At 67.7% G+C, this 17,853-nt stretch carries 20 protein-coding genes and 1 tRNA gene; 5 read left to right on the forward strand and 16 right to left on the reverse strand.

Going from position 1 to position 17,853, the window contains the following annotated elements; genetic code table 11:
• Positions 1-31: 31 nt before the first annotated feature.
• Positions 32-445, reverse strand: a complete 414-nt coding sequence (locus tag OG519_RS20900; RefSeq protein ID WP_405586109.1) for a YccF domain-containing protein — start codon at positions 443-445, stop codon at positions 32-34.
• Between the two features lie 285 nt (positions 446-730).
• Here OG519_RS20900 and OG519_RS20905 point away from each other — a divergent pair, with 285 nt between their 5' ends.
• Positions 731-1,189, forward strand: coding sequence for a peroxiredoxin (locus OG519_RS20905; RefSeq protein WP_405586112.1), 459 nt, complete (start codon positions 731-733; stop codon positions 1,187-1,189).
• A gap of 59 nt (positions 1,190-1,248) precedes the next feature.
• On the opposite strand, the gene OG519_RS20910 is transcribed toward OG519_RS20905, so the two are convergent.
• On the reverse strand, positions 1,249-1,737 hold the full coding sequence (locus OG519_RS20910; RefSeq protein ID WP_093734939.1) for a YajQ family cyclic di-GMP-binding protein: 489 nt from the start codon (positions 1,735-1,737) through the stop codon (positions 1,249-1,251).
• A gap of 241 nt (positions 1,738-1,978) precedes the next feature.
• Here OG519_RS20910 and OG519_RS20915 point away from each other — a divergent pair.
• Positions 1,979-2,060 (forward strand) — tRNA-Tyr (locus OG519_RS20915).
• A 135-nt stretch (positions 2,061-2,195) separates the two neighbouring features.
• Here the strand turns inward: OG519_RS20915 and OG519_RS20920 are convergent.
• The 13 genes from OG519_RS20920 to OG519_RS20980 form a co-directional block, all read right to left on the reverse strand.
• Positions 2,196-3,605, reverse strand: coding sequence for a site-specific integrase (locus OG519_RS20920; protein ID WP_405586116.1), 1,410 nt, complete (start codon positions 3,603-3,605; stop codon positions 2,196-2,198).
• A 61-nt stretch (positions 3,606-3,666) separates the two neighbouring features.
• The gene (locus OG519_RS20925) at positions 3,667-3,858 is read right to left on the reverse strand and encodes a helix-turn-helix transcriptional regulator (protein WP_405586118.1); all 192 of its coding nucleotides are present in this window, start codon (positions 3,856-3,858) and stop codon (positions 3,667-3,669) included.
• 471 nt (positions 3,859-4,329) lie between these two features.
• Positions 4,330-5,805, reverse strand: coding sequence for an ATP-binding protein (locus OG519_RS20930; protein ID WP_405586120.1), 1,476 nt, complete (start codon positions 5,803-5,805; stop codon positions 4,330-4,332).
• A gap of 2 nt (positions 5,806-5,807) precedes the next feature.
• The gene (locus tag OG519_RS20935) at positions 5,808-6,641 is read right to left on the reverse strand and encodes a bifunctional DNA primase/polymerase (RefSeq protein ID WP_405586122.1); all 834 of its coding nucleotides are present in this window, start codon (positions 6,639-6,641) and stop codon (positions 5,808-5,810) included.
• Entirely contained in the window at positions 6,638-7,363 is a 726-nt protein-coding gene (locus OG519_RS20940; RefSeq protein WP_405586125.1) for a DNA methylase, read from the reverse strand. The genes OG519_RS20935 and OG519_RS20940 overlap by 4 nt, the downstream gene beginning before the upstream one ends.
• Positions 7,364-7,450: 87 nt before the next feature.
• Complete coding sequence (locus OG519_RS20945) at positions 7,451-7,813, reverse strand: hypothetical protein (RefSeq protein WP_405586127.1); 363 nt, start codon at positions 7,811-7,813, stop codon at positions 7,451-7,453.
• Positions 7,810-8,088, reverse strand: coding sequence for an RRQRL motif-containing zinc-binding protein (locus OG519_RS20950; protein ID WP_405586130.1), 279 nt, complete (start codon positions 8,086-8,088; stop codon positions 7,810-7,812). The genes OG519_RS20945 and OG519_RS20950 overlap by 4 nt, the downstream gene beginning before the upstream one ends.
• A gap of 210 nt (positions 8,089-8,298) precedes the next feature.
• Positions 8,299-10,455, reverse strand: coding sequence for an ATP-binding protein (locus OG519_RS20955; protein WP_405586133.1), 2,157 nt, complete (start codon positions 10,453-10,455; stop codon positions 8,299-8,301).
• An 84-nt stretch (positions 10,456-10,539) separates the two neighbouring features.
• Entirely contained in the window at positions 10,540-10,725 is a 186-nt protein-coding gene (locus tag OG519_RS20960; RefSeq protein ID WP_405586135.1) for a DUF6257 family protein, read from the reverse strand.
• 3 nt (positions 10,726-10,728) lie between these two features.
• Positions 10,729-11,046, reverse strand: coding sequence for a hypothetical protein (locus OG519_RS20965; protein WP_405586137.1), 318 nt, complete (start codon positions 11,044-11,046; stop codon positions 10,729-10,731).
• A 17-nt stretch (positions 11,047-11,063) separates the two neighbouring features.
• Positions 11,064-11,924 carry a DUF2637 domain-containing protein gene (locus OG519_RS20970; RefSeq protein WP_405586140.1) on the reverse strand — a complete coding sequence of 287 codons (861 nt, stop codon included), beginning with the start codon at positions 11,922-11,924 and terminating at the stop codon, positions 11,064-11,066.
• Entirely contained in the window at positions 11,921-12,409 is a 489-nt protein-coding gene (locus OG519_RS20975) for a Pycsar system effector family protein (RefSeq protein WP_405586143.1), read from the reverse strand. The genes OG519_RS20970 and OG519_RS20975 overlap by 4 nt, the downstream gene beginning before the upstream one ends.
• The gene (locus OG519_RS20980; RefSeq protein WP_405586146.1) at positions 12,406-12,675 is read right to left on the reverse strand and encodes a hypothetical protein; all 270 of its coding nucleotides are present in this window, start codon (positions 12,673-12,675) and stop codon (positions 12,406-12,408) included. The genes OG519_RS20975 and OG519_RS20980 overlap by 4 nt, the downstream gene beginning before the upstream one ends.
• A 464-nt stretch (positions 12,676-13,139) precedes the next feature.
• Between OG519_RS20980 and OG519_RS20985 the strand changes: the two genes are divergently transcribed.
• On the forward strand, positions 13,140-13,979 hold the full coding sequence (locus tag OG519_RS20985; RefSeq protein ID WP_405586149.1) for a GntR family transcriptional regulator: 840 nt from the start codon (positions 13,140-13,142) through the stop codon (positions 13,977-13,979).
• Positions 13,976-14,659 (forward strand): HAD family hydrolase, encoded by a 684-nt coding sequence (locus OG519_RS20990; RefSeq protein WP_405586152.1) that lies wholly within the window; start codon positions 13,976-13,978, stop codon positions 14,657-14,659. Before OG519_RS20985 ends, OG519_RS20990 begins: the two co-directional genes overlap by 4 nt.
• Positions 14,660-14,769: 110 nt before the next feature.
• Here the strand turns inward: OG519_RS20990 and OG519_RS20995 are convergent, their stop codons facing one another.
• Positions 14,770-16,131, reverse strand: coding sequence for a PIN-like domain-containing protein (locus tag OG519_RS20995; RefSeq protein WP_405586155.1), 1,362 nt, complete (start codon positions 16,129-16,131; stop codon positions 14,770-14,772).
• Between the two features lie 635 nt (positions 16,132-16,766).
• Between OG519_RS20995 and OG519_RS21000 the strand changes: the two genes are divergently transcribed.
• Positions 16,767-17,840, forward strand: a complete 1,074-nt coding sequence (locus OG519_RS21000; protein ID WP_405586158.1) for a DNA cytosine methyltransferase — start codon at positions 16,767-16,769, stop codon at positions 17,838-17,840.
• Positions 17,841-17,853: the final 13 nt, after the last annotated feature.

Here is a 17,853-nt window from a genome sequence, read left to right on the forward strand (position 1 = left end):
GGCGCCCTCCTGTTTTCTGGCGAGCCGCTGGTCAGACGCCGACCTGGCGGTAGCCGAAGCTCTCGTCGGACGGGACCACCTCGCGGCCCAGCGGCGTCAGCGAGACCGGGATGAGCTTGAGGTTCGCCCAGGCGAAGGGGATGCCGATGATGGTCACGGCGAGGGTGACGCTGGTGATGAGGTGCCCCAGCGCCAGCCACCAGCCGAAGAGGACCAGCCAGAGGATGTTGCCGACGAACGAGGGGGCGCCGGCGTCGACCCGTTCCACCGTGGTCCGGCCGAATGGCCACAGAACGTAACCGGCGATGCGCAGCGCGGCGACACCAAACGGAATCGTGACGATCAGGACAAAGCAGACCAGCGCGGCGAGTGCGTACGCGAGGGCCATCCAGATCCCGCAGAAGAGCAGCCACAGGATGTTCAACACCAACCTGAACGCTTGCATGATCGGCACCTCTCCAGGTTTTCCGGCCTTGGCCGGCGTCTCTGCCGGCCGTCGCGGGCGTCTCTTCGACCACGAGTCCGGTACGACAAGTATCCGGCCAACGGGTGATCAAGGGAAACCGAGCGGGCGTTTTTGCCGTGTGCGGCGGGTGGTGCCGCCGTGGAGGGTGCCGCCGCGGCGGGCGCCGGCGGCGGGGTGGGGGCCGGCGGCGGGGTGGGCGCTGACGGCGTGCCTGGCGGCATACGCGAGGATGACCGCCACACCAGTCGAGCCAAGGAGATGGCGATGAGCCTGCAGGTCGGCGACAAGGCACCGGACTTCACCCTTCCCGACCAGTCGGGGACGCCGGTGAAGCTCAGCGACAAACTGGCGGAGAAGGTGGTCGTCCTCTACTTCTACCCCAAGGACAACTCACGCGGCTGCACCGCCGAGGCCTGCGCCTTCCGGGACAGCTACGAGAGCTTCACCGACGCCGGCGCCGAGGTGATCGGGGTCAGCTCGGACACCGTCGAGTCCCATGAGACCTTCGCGGGCCGCAACGCGCTGCCGTTCGTGCTGGTCGCCGATACGGACAAGGCGGTGCGCAAGCAGTACGGCGCCACGATGCTCGGCGTGGCGCCGGGCCGGATCACCTTCGTCATCGACAAGGAGGGCGTCATCCAGCACACGTTCTCGTCCCTGACCAATGTCGGCGGGCACGTGGAGGAGGCGCTCGCGGTGGTGAAGCGGTTGCAGGGCGCGTGACCTTTCGGCCGGGGCGGCGATCGTACGGCTGCCCCGGCCGTGGCCCTCTTCCGGGCCCGTCAGCGGTAGTTGACGAACTGGAGCGCGAAGTCCAGGTCCTTGCCCTTGAGCAGCGCCTGGACCGCCTGGAGGTCGTCCCGGCTCTTCGAGCTGACCCGCAGTTCGTCCCCCTGGACCTGGGCCTTGACGCCCTTCGGCCCCTCGTCGCGGATGATCTTCGCGACCTTCTTCGCGTTGTCCTGCGAGATGCCTTCCTCGATCGACGCGAAGATCTTGTACTCCTTGCCGGAGAGCTGCGGCTCGTCCGCGTCCAGGGCCTTCAACGAGATCCCCCGCTTGACCAGTTTGGTCTCGAAGACGTCCAGGATCGCCTTCACGCGCTCCTCGGAGTTCGCCTCCATCAGGATCTTCTCGCCCGACCACGCGATCGACGCCCCGACGTTCTTGAAGTCGTACCGCTGGGAGATCTCCTTGGCGGCCTGGTTGAGGGCGTTGTCGACCTCCTGCCGCTCGACCTTCGAGACGATGTCGAAACTGGAGTCGGCCATCTTCAGTGGGCTCCTTGGCTGTGTTCTAGGGGTGTGCGACGTTCCACAGGTCTGTCGTCCATGGATCCGTCGCTTCCGTTCGGCGCGGCCCACCCAAGGGGGCCACCCCGCCAGCCTAGCCACCTCACCCGCTCCGGGCCCTGATCAATCCGGTGGCGAACCACCCCTCCGCATCAGGTATCGTTTACCCCGTCGCCAAGGCCCCCCGCCCCCAGCGGGACGATCCAGGCTTCACCCCCATGGCGGTATGCCCGAGTGGCCAATGGGAGCGGACTGTAAATCCGTCGGCTTAGCCTACCGTGGTTCGAATCCACGTGCCGCCACACCTTGGGAAACCCTCCCCGACCTGCGGAAACGCTGGATCGGGGAGGGTTTTTTCGTGCTCCAGCGGCCTGATCGAACCTAGATCGAAAAACTCCGCTTTGTCTCACCGTGTCTCACGGTTTCTCGCCCCCTGATCAGCGCGTGTCCCCCAGGCGTCCCCCGGGGGACGCCTCGCCCCCGCGCCAGTCGGTCAGGGCCGCTTCGATCTTCTGGTTCGCGCGTTCCTGCGAGTGGGCGAGCACCTTGGCGTAGACGCGGAACAGCACGGCCACGGAGTGCCCCGCCCGGCGGGCGCATTCGATCGGCTCCACGCCGGAGCTGAGCCACAGTGAGACGCCGGCGTGCCGCAGGTCGTACGGTCGCCGCGCGAGCCGCGAGGTGGCCGCGTCGCCTCCCAGCGCCGCACGGCGGGCACGGGCCCACACCTCCCCGTAACCGGACTCCTGGAGCAGTCCACCGCGCTCGGTGCGGAACAACCGGCCGTCCGGCGCGGTGCCGTACGTCTCAAGGTGGTGCCTCAGCAGACGGACGAACGGCGGCGGGATCGGCACCGGCCGTGAGTCCTGCTCGGCGCGCGCCTTGAGATGCCGCCGCTCGTGCGCGCTGCCGTCGTTGGTCCAGCCCCGACCCACCCGGACAATGCCCCCACGCAGAACGAGAGAGCCCCAGCCGGTTGCCGGCAGGTGGCACTGATCTGCTCGCAGTGCCGCAGCCTCAGCAGGCCGCATGGCCGCGAAATACAGACACCCGAAGAACCCTTCCAACTTCTCACCGCGCGGCCCCTGTTCGCGCACCGCCCGCAACAGGAAGTCCACCTGCCCCGGGTGCGGTACGGCCTCGGGGTCCACTGCTTCCGCAGTCTTCGGCGCGCGCCATTTCACGGTGCTGAGGGGGCTTGCCGGCGTCCGGAAGTATTGGGCTTCGGCGGCCATGCCGAGTACGTCACTCAGACACGCCTTCTTCCGGCGAGCCGTGCTCGCGGCGGCCGGGGTTCCGTCCATCTTCCTGCTGAGGGCGTCAAGGGCCAGCCGGAGCGTTACCGCGTCCTCCAGCGCGGAAATCGGAACCGAGTTCTTCTCGATCCAGCGCAGTGCGGCGGCCACATCTGCGGGCGGCTGCTCGGTCCAGCGGTTGCGATTGAAAGCCCAGCCGTAAAGGGCCCGCCGCAGCAGTTCGGGGGCCGGCCTCCCCGGGGCGTTCGTCACGAGCGAGGGCGTGATGGTGGACAGCGCATCGGCGTAGCTCTTGCGGGACTTGGCCGGAGCGGCGTCCCACTTGCGGTCGACGTAGGTACGCGCGTGCTCGTACCAGGAGACGGCGCTGTGTTGCGCGCGCAGTTCGGATGCGGGCAGCCCGGTCTCCTCGTCGAACTGATCCTGATTTCGGAGAGCCGTCATCAGCTCCGAACGGCGCCCGTCCGCTTGGGCCTTCACCGTGTAGCTCTTGGAGTGCTTCCGGGTGCCCACCATCCACCTAAGCCGGTAGGGCTTGGGACGGTCGCGGCGGGTCTCGATCGAGTAAATGCGTACGTCGTAGGTGAACACGTCTCTCCCAAGGGAGAGGGGCCCGCCGGCACGGCGGGCCCCTCGGTCGGTGCGGGTGGTGTCAGGTGGTGGGCTGCTGCTCGCACTGGGCAAGCCAGGCGTCCAGGTCGGAACGGCGGATGCGGATCTGTCCGTTCGGCAGCTTGAGGACCTTGGGCGCCTTGCCCCGGGCCCGCATGCGGTAGAAGGCGGGGCGGCTCATGTCGAGTTCGGCCAGCAGTTCGGGGAGCTTGAGCATCTGGGGGCGAGGCATGGCACTCCTTGACAGCGGTGTCCGGCACAGGCGAGCGAGGTGGAGAAGGATGCAGGGCTGGTGTCTGTCCGAGGTTCGGATTTCTGCGTCACCGCGTCACCTGCGTCATCTGGGACTGTGACCTGCGGGTTTGGGTGACGCAGAGGTTCGGGTGTGCGTCATCGCTGCGTCATGAGCTGCGTCACCGGGTGACGCAGGTGACGCAGGATGACGCAGAGCTTTCCGTCTGCGTCACCCCTGTTGCCGCAGGTCGGAGGCGGTTTTTCGGCCCGGGTGACGCAGGTGACGCAGCGTCTTCCCTCTTAGGACAAAAAGAGGGGGTGTCTGTGGTCGTGGGCAGCATCTTCGAGCGTGGAGAAGGGGCCGCTTCGCGGCGCGACCCTTGGGCGCCGCCGCAGCGGCGAACAGCAAGAGGAGCACCCCGGGCCCGGTGGTGCTCTTCTCGCTTGTCCGCCCTGACCGGAGTTCGAGTCAGAACGCCGGCTGCTGCTCGGGCGGTGGTGGTCCGGTCGGGCGGGTGATTTCGAGGTAGCGGCCCTCTTTGGTGCGGCCGGTGTCGATGAGGACACCTCGGGCGGCGAGGGTGGGTTGGAGGCGTTTGAGGCGGTCTGAGAGGACTTTCCCGGTGGTGGGCCAGCCTTTGGGCACGGGGCGCAGTTCCTCGCCCGTGTAGAGGCGCGTGAGGCAGTGCAGCCATTGGGTGGAGGTCATCTGCTGAGCCGTGCCCGGCTCGATCGTCTCGGCGTGCCGGAGGACGGTCTGGGCGAGGAGGTCGCCCTCGATCACGTCGTCGTTCAGGTCGTCCAGGCTGGCGCGGTAGGCGCCGAGTGCCCCGAGGCCGGCCGCCGCGTCGAGCTGTGCGCACAGGTGCGCGAAGTCCGCCATGCGCAGGTCGGTGGGGGTCTCCGCCACGACCGACCGGACTTTGACGGTGAGGTCCAGCAGCGACCCGAGTACGACCGGCAGCACCTCCGCGTACTCGGCCCACAGTTCCGCCTCTGTGCGGCGGACGCGGGGCCGCTCCAGGCGGAGCGGCAGGAGGCGTTCGGCGAGGTCGGGGCGGATGACTCCGACATCGATGCCGGTCAGGAGCAGGGGGCGGCGGTAGCGGGCGCGGAACACGTCCCCGTCGGTGAACAGGGCCCGTTTGACGCTTTCGGCGCCGGTGACGATGCAGCACATGGCGTCGGACAGGTCCGGGGTCATGTGGGAGAGGTTGTCCAGCGCGGTGACCCATCCGGCCGCCACCGCCGCGATCAGGTTCTCCTCATCCTTGGGGGCCCGGCGCAGGTCCCCGCTCATGCCCTCCACAATGCGGATGAGCATGCGTCCGCCGGTGGATTTGCCCGCGCCCTGGGGGCCTGTGAGGAAGGGGGCGGGGACGGGCACGGAGGGTCCGAGGCAGCCGATGAGCCAGGCGATGGCGAGGCATTCGGTCTCGGCGTTGGCGAAGTTGCACAGTCTGAGCAGCAGGTCGATGCCCTTGCCGTCGGTGTTTTTGACCGGTAGCGGGAGTTCTCCGGTGAGCTGGGTCCGGCGCCAGCAGACTTCCCGGGGGTCGGGGATGGTGATGTCCCAGCCGGTGGGGTGGATGCGGACCGACTGTCCGTCGTCGCGTCCGAGGTCCAGCCATGTGGCCCCGTCGAACCCCGGGGCCACGCGGATGTGGACCGGCTGCACGTCCTCGGTCAGCGCGAGCGCTTCGATGAGGTCGAGCGCCTCTTTGAGCGCGGTGCCGTTGAAAACGCCGCGCCCGTCGCGGAATAAGCCGACCATGAGTTCTTGGCGGTGGCTGCCGGTGGTGCCTTGCGCGCGGATGGGGCGGGCGACGGGGTGGCCGTTCTTCTGCGCGTACACGGTCCCCTCGGCGGTGCGGAAGTACCGGAAGTGCGCTTGCGCGTAGTCGGTGATGACCTCGCGGGCCGGGTTCTTCTCGTCTTCGGACACGGCTACACCCCCAGCCGGGCGCGGGCGTTGGTCCACGCGTCGGTGCAGTGCCGGGCCGATTCGCCCTTGGTCTGTGCGGCGGTGAACAGGCGCGCCATGTGGTCCTCGGTGAGGCAGCCGCACCGGCCGTGCGCGGACAGCACGGCCAGGAACGTGGCGTAGACGGTGTTGTGGATCGCGCTGGTGGCCTCGGTGATGCGTTGCTCGGCCATGGTGATGCCGCGTTCCAGGTAGGCCGGGGTGCGATGACGGCACTCCCCGCCCCCAGTGAGCGCAGGCACCGGGACGGCAACCGGCCGGACAGCGGAAGGCTTCCTCAGCACCAGCGCCCGCACGGCATCCGGCAGCTCCGAGATGGCGCCGGATCCTGGACCAAGCCAACGGGCGTAAGCCATGGCGGACTTGATGTCCACCCCGGGCCGCACGCCGTTGGCCGACTGCATGGTCCCCCGGTAGAGCCAGTGCTCCCCGCGCGTTGTCGGCACGGTCCGGGTGGCGGGCAGGTGCTCGCGGGCCCAGGCGACGGCTTCCGCGTGGTCGAGATCCACGACGGTGAGACCGGCGCCGCCGGGGTGGTAGGCCACCGCTGCGGCCTCCCGCCAGGCGGAGCCCCAAGGGCGGGAGGTGATGACGGCGGGATCGGTGGTGGCCGCAGCCCATCCGTGGCAGGGGTGCGGGCAGGTGCAGGGGCCGGGCGTCTTCATGTTCGGCCGGCCACCACACGCGTTTCCGGTGCAGGTCGGGCAGTTCCCGAACGGCACCTTCCCCACCCGCAACGACAGAACGGGGACGCCACCGGCTGCGAGGCGCAGAGCGTTGCGCAGGTGCTCGCTCATGCCGCCACCCCCGCCCTGATCTGTGCGAGGAACGCGCGGCCGATGAAGTGGGTGTAGGCGGGTGGGATGGCTTCGGTCAGTTCCTCGCGCACGTCGGTCCAGGTGATGCCCATGGCGGTCTGCAACTCCGCAACGGTGGGCTTGCCGCCGCCGTTGCCGTAGGCGGCGACGTACGGGCCGTCGTAGAACATGCCGTGCCGGTATCCGCGCACCCGTCCCCGGTGCTGCACGTGTACCGGCTGCGCGACGGTGCAGCGGCCCAGCTCGAAGTTGCGGTGCCGGATGACGCCGAGACCGAACATCTCTCCGCACAGGGTCAGATCCTTGCGGATCTCGGCCTGTCCGTTGGGCTGCTCGATCACGTAGGGCAGGCCGGTGGCGTCCAACAGGGTACGGGTGTCGGCGACCAGATCCTCATGGTCCCCGCCCCACCCACGGGAGTTGTTCGTGCCCACGGTGAGGCTGCATTTGCCCTGGCAGGGCGGAGACGCGTGCACCATCGCGTAACGGTGGATGTGACCGGTGGCGATCAGATGAGCGAGGCCTTCCAGCGCATCGGCGCGTGTGAAGGTGAATGGGTAGTTGGGGCGGTCGGTGTGGTCGATGCCGTCGACATCGAATCCGGCTCGGTGGTAGCCGGTGGCGGCGCCGCCGGCGCAGCAGAACAAGTCCAGCAGGCGCGGCCGGGTCGGCCGTCGCCGGACGGGGGCGGGATGGGTCATGCTGGTGGTTCTCCTGTCCCTTCGGGGATGGGTGGAGGACCGTGGCGGCGGATTGTCCTTGGTCGGGAGCCGTCGCCACGGGTCTGGTCAGCCTGTGCAGAGCCAGGTGAGGGGGATGGCCCCCGGGGTTCCCGGGGCGAGGCTGAACACGGCTTGCCAGTCGTTGAACTCGTCCGGGGTGAAGATCGCGTAGCCGTGCAGGACTTCCCGCAGGAGCCCGCCGGTCGGCCCGCAGCGCGTGGTGAGGGTGTGGGCGGTGTAGGTGGCGTGGGCGTGGGCGAGGAACGCTGCGAGCGCGCGGCGGGGTTCCTGGTGCCCGAGGGTCAGCCAGGTGTCGTCTTCGTCGCCCCAGCGCATGACCGGGAGGCCACAGTGGGTGGTCATGTGCGGCGCGAGGTCGGTAGCGGTCAGAGCTGTGGTCGGTGGCAGGGCGGTGCTGGGATGCGTCATGCGGCGGTCTCCTTGAACGCGTCGATGCGGCGGGCGCGCATCATCGCGGCGTGAGAGCGCCAGCGGCTGGGGGTCATGGGCTGGACGGGGCGGGCGGTGGCCGGGTCGTAGAGGTAGGCCACGCGCCATCCGCCGCAGTGCCGGGCCTTGCGGGAGCGCCAGCGCAGTTCGCCGACGACTTCCGCGCGGGCGGCGCTGAGTCCGTGGCGCCGGAGCTGAGCGCGGGTCATCAGGCCGTGCGGGGCGAGGCGGTAGCGGTAGACAGGCAGGGTCACAGCGTCGTTCCTTCCTGAAGCCGGAGTGGTGACTGTGCGTGCAGGGAGGGAGGCAGGGGGCACCCCGGGACCTGTGTTTCCGGGGGTTTCCGCAGGTCGCGGAGAGGTGGCTCCCTGCCTCCCTGAGTGAGCGTTGCCGCTGTTCAGGTCAGGGAGGCAGGGTCAGGGAGGGTGGCAGGGAGTTCTCCCTGCCACCCTGGACGCCTCCCTTTACTCTCCGTGACTTTCGGCGCTGTCAGCGTCCCGCACGGCGAGCGCGGTACGGACCTTGGCGCGGTCCACGACCATCACGCCGTCGGACTTGTGCGGGGCCGCGCCGAACGGTTCCAGCACCTCGCGCAGGTCGCCGAACTTCCAGCCCCGGTACTCGGTGGGGCGCAGTTCGGCGAGGCGCTGCAAGACCTCCTGCGTGCGCATCCGGTCGGCGTCGGCGAGCACGGTTGCGATGTCGGCGAGCGCGTCCACCTGCTCCCCGGTGTCGACCGCCGCGCGGGTGGTCACCCCGGTGCGCCGGGCCTTGGCCCGCTCCGCGATCTCGGCGGCGGTGTCGCCGTCGATGAAGTGCGTGCGGATGGTGATGGAGGACTGTCCCGGGGCGAGCCTCACGCCGTCGCCGGCGACCACGACGGTGCCCTTGTCGAGACCCTGGCGGAGCTTGTGCGGGGCGGCGCCGCCGTCGATGGCCTTGTCTCCCAGCGCCATGCGCGCCTGGCTCTCGGTGCCGAGCACGAGCGAGGCGCGGATGTGCGCGCCTTCCCGGACGAGCTTGGGGAGGTTCTGGTCGGTGGGGTCCTGCGTGCCCTGCCACAGCAGCACGTCGACCGCGCGGCCCTGGTTGTGGATCTTCCGCGCGGCCTGGAAGTAGCGGGACGTGGCCTTGGTGCCGCCATAGGGTCGCTTGTCGGGTCCGACCGCCGGGCACATGAACGCGACCTGCGCTTCGTCCACGAGCAGGATCAGCGGGTCCCAGCGGGTGCCGGTCGGGGCCATCAACCGGCGCTCCATCTCGGCAACGCCCTGTTCCAGCATCTCGGTCGCGTCGATGACACGCTCGTCGGTGGGGCCCTCGATCAGGACCGTGGCCAGCCCGGTGAACATCCGCCAGTCGCCAACGCCCTTGAGGTCGGCGATGCGGACTTCCACGGTCGGGTCGAGCACCAGCCACAGCAACAGCGCCCGAAGGCTCGCGGTCTTGCCCTGGTTGGACAGACCAGTGATAAGCAGGTGGCGTTGGAACAGGCTGATCAGCGCGGCGTCCCCGCGCAAGTCCTGTCCCCACGGGGCCCGACCGGTCGCGTAGTTGCCGGACAGGTCCGCGTCGATGGCCAGTGGGGACGGGCCGATCGGCTCGTCCAGCGCCCCTGAATCGGCGATCCACAGGCGCACCGTGCGGGCAGCCTGCGGAATGCTGATGAACACCTCGTGCTCATGCCGCCCCAGGTTCTCCGCCAACTTCCGGCGACGCCCCTGCACTTCCTCCGTCGACACCCCGGAGGGCAGGGTCACGTCGACCTCGACACCGCACCCGGCGATCCGGATCGGCCCGAGCATCGCCGCGCCGTTGTCCTCCATCGCCCGGATCGCCCCGCGCAGCGCGGCGATGCCCAGGTCACGCAGCGCGGTGACCACGATGGACGGTGTGATCGGAACTCCATCGTTGGAGCGCTGAACGGGCGGAAGCGCCCACTGGGGTGCGGCCTGCCCGCGCCGGCCGGTGTTCCACAGGCCGAACAGGGCAGCCCAGGGGGCGAGGAAGACGGCCGGGCCCCACACGATCGACGCCAGCCACACCAGCGTGCGCACGGCGTCGATGGTGAACGTCATCGGGGCGATGACCTGCGACACGTCGCGCTCGGCGAACGCCAGCACGGTGCCCAGGGCGAGCAGGCCCCCGGCGGTGGTGGCGGTGCCGGCCACGGCGGCTTTGGCGATGCGCTGCGGGGCGGCGAGCAGGTCCATACGCCGCTGGTGGCGGGCCGCGCGGAACTGCCGGCCCCGCTCTTCCCACTCCATCGCGGTCTCGTGCTGCCCCGCGGCTTCGGCGATACGGATCATCCGCTCGTAGCGGGCGGCGGACCGGCCGTCCCACGTCCGCTTGGCGAGGATGCCCGCGCCGCCGGCCACGTAGGCGCCGTGCCGGGCCGCCGCACGGGCGGCGGTGCGGGTGCGCTGGTCGGTGGCGACCACCCGCACCGTGCGGGCCGAGCGCCGCCACAACGGCGCCGGGGCAGGCGCAGCCGTGCCGGCCGGGAGGATGACGCCCTCCAGCACTTCGCGCGGCGGCGCGGTGTCAGGCGGGGTGGTGTGCTTGGTCAGATCGGGTGCGGACCGGGGCCGGTACGCGTCCAGGTCGATGACTTCGGTCATGCTGGGGTTACCTGCTCTCTGATGTGAGGTGCGGGCCCGGGCCGGCCGGTGTCTTGGCGGATAGGCGGCCGGTCCGGGGCGGAGCTACTTGGCGTCCTGGTCAGCGCGCTTGCGGGCGCCGTCCAGGACGCGGTCTGCCTTGCGCTGCAAGTCGGTCTGGTCAACCTCTTCACCGGCCAGAGCGCGTTTGGCCATCCGGCCGACCAGCCACGCGAGGCGGGCGGCTTCACCGGCAGTGAGGGGCGGGTCGTCGGGGTGGGTGTGGAGCATGGGTCACCGCTTCCTGATGTCGCGGTAGATGCCGTAGACCACCAGCGCCACCAGCGCGATGCACGCCGATGCGATGGCCAGCGCCACGGCGGCGAACGCGACCGTGACCATGAGCATCGAGCCGCCGGCACCGATGGCCAGCCACTTGCCGGCCGTGCCAGCGCCGGACGGCTGCGCCGCCGCGACGGGCGGCGGGGCCGGGGTGGGCTGCCGCGTCTGGATGATCTGGGCGGCCTGGATCGCGGCGAGGAACACCGCGAACTGCTCGCCCTGCTTCGCGGCTTCGACCGCTTCGGCGGACGCTTTGCTGATGTCGGTCATGATCAGGTCTCCCGTTCTCAGAGAGCCGCAGCGGAGTCGGCGCGCTGGTCGGTGTCGACCAGGTGCAGGGGTGTCGGGGCGGTGCGTTCGGCGCGCAGGGCGTCGCGGAGCATCCGGCCGTTGGCGGACGAGGTGTGCACGGCCCTGCGGATCGCCTCGCCGGTCAGCGCGTCGTCCGACCAGTCGGCGGTTGCCTGCCTCGCCTCGGTCAGCAGTTGATCGGCGGTGCGGGTCGGTCGGGGCGTACGGGCGACCTTCGGCACCGGGCCGGTCGGGCGACGCGGGCCGGACGGGGCAGGCTCGACCGGCGGGGGAAGCGGCGCCGGGTCGGCCGACTCAGACGCGGGCGAATCGACAGGCGTCTGCGGGGTGGGGGGAGTCGACTCCCGCAGGTCAGACCTCAACTGATTTACGGTAGAAGGGATAGTCTGATCCTGGTTTGTGAACGATGTGGGTCGGTGGTGGAGGACCTTGGCGACCAGGTCGGAGCCGAAGAAAATCGACCCGACCGGCAGCGACGTGGCCAGCAGCACCAGCGCCCAGTTGGCCGGGGCGTAGTCGACCAGGTGCATCCGGCCGGCGGCGTGCGCGTGCAGCGCCGGCACCAGCCCGTGCACGTAGTTCAGGGCCAGTGAAGCGGCGGTGTAGCCGGCCAGCACCCGCAGGGCGAACTTCCGGTCGGCACCGGTCAGAACCAGCGTCGCCACCAGCGCGAGCGCCATCAGCCCGTCGACCACGAACGGGTAGAGCAGGGCGGCGGTCGAGTCCGCGCCGACCGTGCTGGCGATGTCCCGCAACGCGTTCCAGGACACACGGAACGCCAGCCCGACCACGACCACCAGCGCCGTGACCAGAAGAACCTTGGCCGTCCCCTTCATGCCGCACCGCCGATCACGATCGCGGCGGCGATCAGCAGCAGCACACCAGCGACACAGGTCAGGTCGACCGCCCACCGCAGGTGGGTGAACTTCCGCACCGCGATCCGCGACAGCACCGAGATGTGCTCGGCCCGGTCGTCGCCGGACAGGTCGGCGGTCACCTGCTCAGCCGCGAGGGTCGCCCAACGGGGGAACCCGACCGGCCGGGCCCCGCCCAGATTCGGCCGCACCGCCCACAGCAGCACACCGGCAGCACCGGCCAGCATCAGCACCGCCGCGCCGCCGATCAGCAGCACCGCCAGGGGCAGGCGCCGGCCGGACGCCACCGCCCACACCCCGGCAAGCAGCGCGCCGACGAACGCCAGCAACAGCGACGCCTTGTTGTCCGTCCGGCTGATCTCAGCTTTCACGTCCGCGCGAGCGGCATCCAGGTTCGCATCCGTACGGGCGCTGCCCGCGCCGGGTGTCGGTTCGGTGGTGGTCATGCCGCCAGCCCCTTCCGGCCGGCCCGGTGGCGAACCACCGTGGCAGTGCGGGGAGCCGGGGCGAGGTGCAGCAACTCCGGCATGGTCCGGCCGATGGTCTCCACCGCCAGCGCGGTGGTCCGGTCGACCATGCCCGGGTCGTCGGCGAGGATGTCCCGGGCCGCCGCCTCACGCGCCGCCCTCTCCTGCTCGCTCTCGCCCTCGACACCCAGCCACAGGTCCAGCGGTGTGCCCAGCGCGAGTTCAATGAACTCGTCCGTACTCAAGGCCCGATGGGGCCCAACAAAGTCGTACACGGGTCGTCTCCTGACGAATTGGTGGAGGAACCCGGAACGGCGGAATGTCCTTGGTCGGGAGCCGCCGAACCGGGCAAGCGGGTGGTGCAAGTGCCCCGGGCCGGATCTGATCCGACACCCTCACGGCGTGAATACCGGGGCTGACGTGCATGTCTCCTTCGGGCCAGCCGCTCCCGTATCAGGTAGAGCAGCCGAAGCCCGTTGTAGGCAGAGACGTGACCTTTCGGTCTCGTGCCATCCGGCTGACAAGGCGCCGGTGACCTCCCCCCGACCATCGCGGGGCTCCTGGGTACGTCTGAGCAGCCCAAAGAAGGGCCTCTCTGTCGTCGCGGATGCTCTCCGGCGGCGACATGACCAACATAGCCAACCTGCCTAGGCAGGTCAACCAGGATGGCAAGGCCACTCAGGATGGACAGGTGGCCTAACATGGGGGTATGACCCTCGACCCGAACGACGACCGCCCGCCGTATTTGCAGGTCAACAGCGTTCTGCGCGCCGAGATCCTGACGAAGAAGTTCGAGCCTGGAACACAGCTTCCGTCGGGCCCAGAGTTGGCCAAGCGCTTCGGGGTAGCCCGGGGCACGGTCACGAAGGCCATCGACATGCTGAGGGACGAGGGGTTGATCGTGACCCGGAAGGGTTCAGGCTCCTATGTCCGCGAGCGCACTGAGCGGCCGGTCGGTCTACGACCGCACCTGGAGATGGCGTTCGCCGACCAGCAGGTCACAGTCGACTTCGCCGGGTTCAGCAGCGAGACATTGCACAGCGCGATGCAAGAACCTCTCGACAAGATCCGTGCGGGCCGTCTGCGGCCGGAGTCCATCTCGGTCCGCCTCCTGCTGCCGGACACCACGGCCCCAATGGCGGTTCCAACCCTGGTGGATGGGCTGGCAGATGACCCCTCGCTGAGGGACCGGGCCCGTGATATCGCATTGACGAACGCGGCCGGCATCAAGCACTCGGTGGAAGTACTGGCGGAGATGGGTCTAGTGGAGAAGGCGTCGGTGGAGGTCAAGGTCTACCGGGCCACATCACTGTTCAAGCTGTATGTCCTGAATCACCGCGATGTGTTCTTCGGCTTCTACCCGCTACGCGAACGCACCCTGGCAGTTGAGGGCGAGGCCCGCACGTTCTACGACGTCACAGGCAAGGATGCGACACTGTTCCACCACGCAGCCGGGCCCGACGCGGAGTCGATGGGCTCCCAGTACGTGCAGCAGGCCACCACTTGGTTCAACAGCGTGTGGTCCACCATCGCTTTCGAGCGCGCATGAGCACGACCCCGGAGGAACTGGCCTCCATCCTCGCGCCGGTGCGACACGTCCTGCTCGACTTCGACGGACCGGTCTGCTCGGTCTTCGCAGGCTTCCCCGCAGCCGATGTTGCCCGGCGCCTCTCGGACCTGTTGACCGGGCTGGACGGTCCCCCGCCGGGAAACGAGCTGACGGACCCTCTGGCGATGCTGAGGCATATCGCGGACACACGGCCCGAGCTGGTACCGGCGGCGGACGATGCCTTGGCGCGGATGGAGGTTGAAGCCGTCGCTGAGGCGCGACCTACAGAGGGCGCTGCGGGGTTCCTGGAGGCGTGCGCGGCAACCGGCAGGCGGGTGTGGTTGGTGAGCAACAACGCGACGACAGCGCTCGACTCGTACGTCGATGCGCACCAACTCAAACCCTTGGTGGCGGGGTGCTTCGGGCGAGTGCCCGGCCACCCGCAGTCCATGAAACCGTCACCGGAACTCCTACTCGCCGCGCTGCGGGCGGCGCACGCGGAGCCAACCGACGCCATCTTCATCGGTGACGCCGTCCGAGACGTGGAAGCCGCTCACGCGGCCGGAATGTCGGCAATCGGGTACGCGAACAAGCCCGGAAAAGCGGAAGCCCTCGCAGAAGCAGGGGCCGCGTTGGTCGTGACCACGATGGTGACGTTGACTCAGGCATGGTTGCTATGAAGCGATATAAATCGCTCGACGACAATGGATTGATCTCTCAACCTTGCACCCGCTGAACTGCTTTTGGTGATTGCCATGGACAACACATCGGTGAGGCTCAAGACCTTGGTTCACACCTCGCCATCGCCACCTGCATCTTCAATGGTTTTATAGATAGTGCGGAGGAGGTGATGTAGTTCGACGGGGACTTTGAAGCCGTCGGCCCGCCCGAATCCCGCACTCATCTCATCATAGACTGGCGATAAAAGTTCCAGAGAAAAAGCCTTCTGGTCGTTGAAGAGAGAAGCGGCTGCTGCAGAGATCCTGTTTACGGGTCGAGTGAATCCCTTCAGCATTCGATCCGAATCGTAATCACCGATTGCGTACACTTCGTCGCGACTAACGAATCCCCCGTTTACAACTGCCGCTTGTATCACGTTGTATTGAACTGATGCTTCCTTGTTGAGGGCCGCCAGCACGTAAAGCATGGCGCCGAGAGTCCAGCCTCCCGCCTCCTCGCCTTGGGCACTCAGCTGCTCGTTGATCCTTTCGACATTCTTGACTGATTCATCGCGAACCGCGACATCAAGGTAGTTCTTTGCGCTAACCAGTAGGCGATCCGGCCGTAGCATGAAGAGGCGAGAGTCGGCCTCTTTCAGTAGTTCCTCGGCCAATTCATTTCGCGGTCCCATTTGAATGCCGTTTCGGATGCGCCACCAGTCTTCCTTTACGTCCCCGGTCACCAAGAGGACATCTTTCCTCCTGCGCTTTGCTTCTCGGATTACTTGATGCCAAACCAAGTAGTCGCCGCTGGAATTAGAGTCCTCTGCGCGACCATCCTTTTTCTTGTCGCGGTAACCGGGAGGTTCTTTGGCTTCCACGCGCTTTTGAGCCTCAGTTACTGCCGCAACGTAGTCGGCTCGGCTGAGTGGGAAGCCCACTCGGCCTCGAAGGATCGGTTCCAGTTCGGCCAGGATCGGGTCGTGGTCTGTATCCCGAGCCTGGTCGATTTTGTCGTTGTCAATCTCGATCGCATGCTCAATCGCACCCCGAAGTTCGGAGGTGCAATTATCGATTACGGTCTCAAGTGCAAGTCTCTTGTCGCGAGGATAGGCGATTCTGTTGGCCCATGCTCGCAGCGTTTCGACGGATTTAGATGCTTGCATTTGGAGGCTTTGAACGGTTTGTTCCGCCTGGCGAATTGGATCTTCGAGTGCATTTTCGCGATTCCGCCAGAATTCCTCTGCGACCTGATGTGGAATCCAAAGTCGCTCGCCAAATCGAGTCATTACCGAGATCAGGTCTGCGCGGGCTTCTTTGTTGTATCTATACAGATTAAGCAAGGCATTTGTGTCGGTTACTATGAGTCCCTCGTTGAGGACGCGGCGCCAGTCACTATCTGACGGCGTCAAGTAGCCACTAAATCCTGACCGTATGTCTTGCCCGTCAGGCGTGCCAACGGAACCATCTGCCGGGTCTTGTCCACTCGTCACCGACTCAGACTACGCAGCCTCGAACGCCTCTGTCTGGCAGATGGGCGGCCACGAGCGGGCTTCGGCTAACACCGTACGTGAGCAGGGTCTGAAACGATCGCTCGGCCTGCGTTTGCGGTGCATCAGCACACGCCTACGTCTCAGGTGGCGAGGAGTAGCCCGGCTGCTCGTCTGAGTTCCGGCCCCATCCGGGGTGGTCCAGGACGTTCAGGTCGATGCTCACCACTACTACTTATGGCCTGAGACCCCCAGTCCGTGGCGTCATCCGCGGGCGCAGCACGAGGCCGGGCCGTTGCGTCGCTGCGGTGCTCCGCATCTTCCTTCACTGCAAGAAAGCGTTCGCTGTTTTGGCGCCGTCCCGGTCCGTGGCCGGTGAGCGAATGGCCGATCGGCCGCAGAGGGAACGACCAAGACAGCGGGCCGCCATGCGCAAGCACCCGGAGCGCCTCCCGGGCCGCTCGCCGTCGCCCGGGAGGTCAAGGTCATGACCGGACGACATCGCAAGAGCATGAGGCTTCGTTGTCCGTGCCTCGCGATACGCTGCATGGTCGCCAGTGAGCGAAAGTCAGAGCGGGCAACAAGCTGACGAAGCTCGGAGCGCCGTCGCCCTAGATTAGATACATCTGGAGACTTGAGTGCAGCCCACCAAAATCGTGGACCTCTTCGCCGGCCCCGGCGGACTCGACGTGGCAGCCGAGAAGCTTGGTGTGCCCACGGTGGGCGTCGAATGGGACGCGTCAGCATGCACTACCCGCCGTGCCGCGGGCCTTGAGACAGCCGAGGGTGATGTCCGCCTCTATGGCCCCTCAGACTTCCCCGAGGCGGACGTCTTGGCCGGCGGGCCGCCGTGCCAGACCTTCACCGTCGCGGGCACAGGTGTCGGTCGCAGGGCCCTCGACGACGTTCTGACGTTTGTTGCACGGCTCGTGGCCCGAGAGGACCGCGAGGAGATCGAGAAGGACCTCGCCAAGCTGGATGACGAGCGGACAGGGCTCGTCCTGCGCCCCCTCATGTGGGCGCTCGACGCCATCGACAAAGTCGACCGCCCCTACCGGGCGATCGTCCTTGAGCAGGTGCCCGCTGTACTTCCTGTGTGGAAGGCATACGCGCAGGCCCTTATCGAGGAGGGCTATCAGGTCGACTCCGGCATCCTGCACACCGAAGCATTCGGCGTCCCTCAAACCCGTCGGCGAGCTGTCCTGATCGCCCGATACGGCAAGGAGCCCGTGACGCTCCCGTCAGCGACACACCGCATCTACCACAAGGGCGTGGCGCGAGACTCAGGAGATGCGAACCTGTTGCCGTGGCGGACGATGGCAGACGTGATCAGCCGGCCGACCGCCTTCGAGGTCATCTCCAACTATGGCACTGGTGGCGACCCGAAAGCCCGCGGTCGTAGGCGGTCCGATGAGCCGTCCGCCACAGTCACGGGGAAGATCTCGCGCAACCGTGTCGTGGGCCTGGACGGCTCCGAACTCGACCGCTTCTCCTTCTCCGAGGCAGGTCGCCTTCAGACCTTCCCGACCGACTATCCCTGGTCTGGGCGTGACATCGGTCAGCAGATCGGTAACGCCGTGCCTCCCCAGCTGGCCATGCATGTCCTCAGTGCTGCATTCGGCTGGACCAGCCCCAGCAAGGACAAGTTGCAGGCTCTCAACACGTGGTCGGCTCCCCGACTGGTTGAGGACACGTCTTCCGGCAACTGCTGATTTGCGACCGCGC

Origin of the sequence: Streptomyces sp. NBC_01190, assembly GCF_045039895.1 — a bacterium.
In the GTDB taxonomy this organism is placed as follows: domain Bacteria; phylum Actinomycetota; class Actinomycetes; order Streptomycetales; family Streptomycetaceae; genus Actinacidiphila.

Excerpts from the sequence above, each read along its gene's own strand:
- OG519_RS20935 (WP_405586122.1), bottom strand. The coding sequence starts at position 6,641 with ATGAGCGAGCACCTGCGCAACGCTCTGCGCCTCGCAGCCGGTGGCGTC.
- OG519_RS20960 (WP_405586135.1), bottom strand. The coding sequence starts at position 10,725 with ATGCTCCACACCCACCCCGACGACCCGCCCCTCACTGCCGGTGAAGCC.
- OG519_RS20990 (WP_405586152.1), top strand. The coding sequence starts at position 13,976 with ATGAGCACGACCCCGGAGGAACTGGCCTCCATCCTCGCGCCGGTGCGA.
- OG519_RS20965 (WP_405586137.1), bottom strand. The coding sequence starts at position 11,046 with ATGACCGACATCAGCAAAGCGTCCGCCGAAGCGGTCGAAGCCGCGAAG.
- OG519_RS20985 (WP_405586149.1), top strand. The coding sequence starts at position 13,140 with ATGACCCTCGACCCGAACGACGACCGCCCGCCGTATTTGCAGGTCAAC.
- OG519_RS20925 (WP_405586118.1), bottom strand. The coding sequence starts at position 3,858 with ATGCCTCGCCCCCAGATGCTCAAGCTCCCCGAACTGCTGGCCGAACTC.
- OG519_RS20945 (WP_405586127.1), bottom strand. The coding sequence starts at position 7,813 with ATGACGCATCCCAGCACCGCCCTGCCACCGACCACAGCTCTGACCGCT.
- OG519_RS20900 (WP_405586109.1), bottom strand. The coding sequence starts at position 445 with ATGCAAGCGTTCAGGTTGGTGTTGAACATCCTGTGGCTGCTCTTCTGC.
- OG519_RS20905 (WP_405586112.1), top strand. The coding sequence starts at position 731 with ATGAGCCTGCAGGTCGGCGACAAGGCACCGGACTTCACCCTTCCCGAC.
- OG519_RS20970 (WP_405586140.1), bottom strand. The coding sequence starts at position 11,924 with ATGAAGGGGACGGCCAAGGTTCTTCTGGTCACGGCGCTGGTGGTCGTG.
- OG519_RS20955 (WP_405586133.1), bottom strand. The coding sequence starts at position 10,455 with ATGACCGAAGTCATCGACCTGGACGCGTACCGGCCCCGGTCCGCACCC.
- OG519_RS20975 (WP_405586143.1), bottom strand. The coding sequence starts at position 12,409 with ATGACCACCACCGAACCGACACCCGGCGCGGGCAGCGCCCGTACGGAT.
- OG519_RS20940 (WP_405586125.1), bottom strand. The coding sequence starts at position 7,363 with ATGACCCATCCCGCCCCCGTCCGGCGACGGCCGACCCGGCCGCGCCTG.
- OG519_RS20910 (WP_093734939.1), bottom strand. The coding sequence starts at position 1,737 with ATGGCCGACTCCAGTTTCGACATCGTCTCGAAGGTCGAGCGGCAGGAG.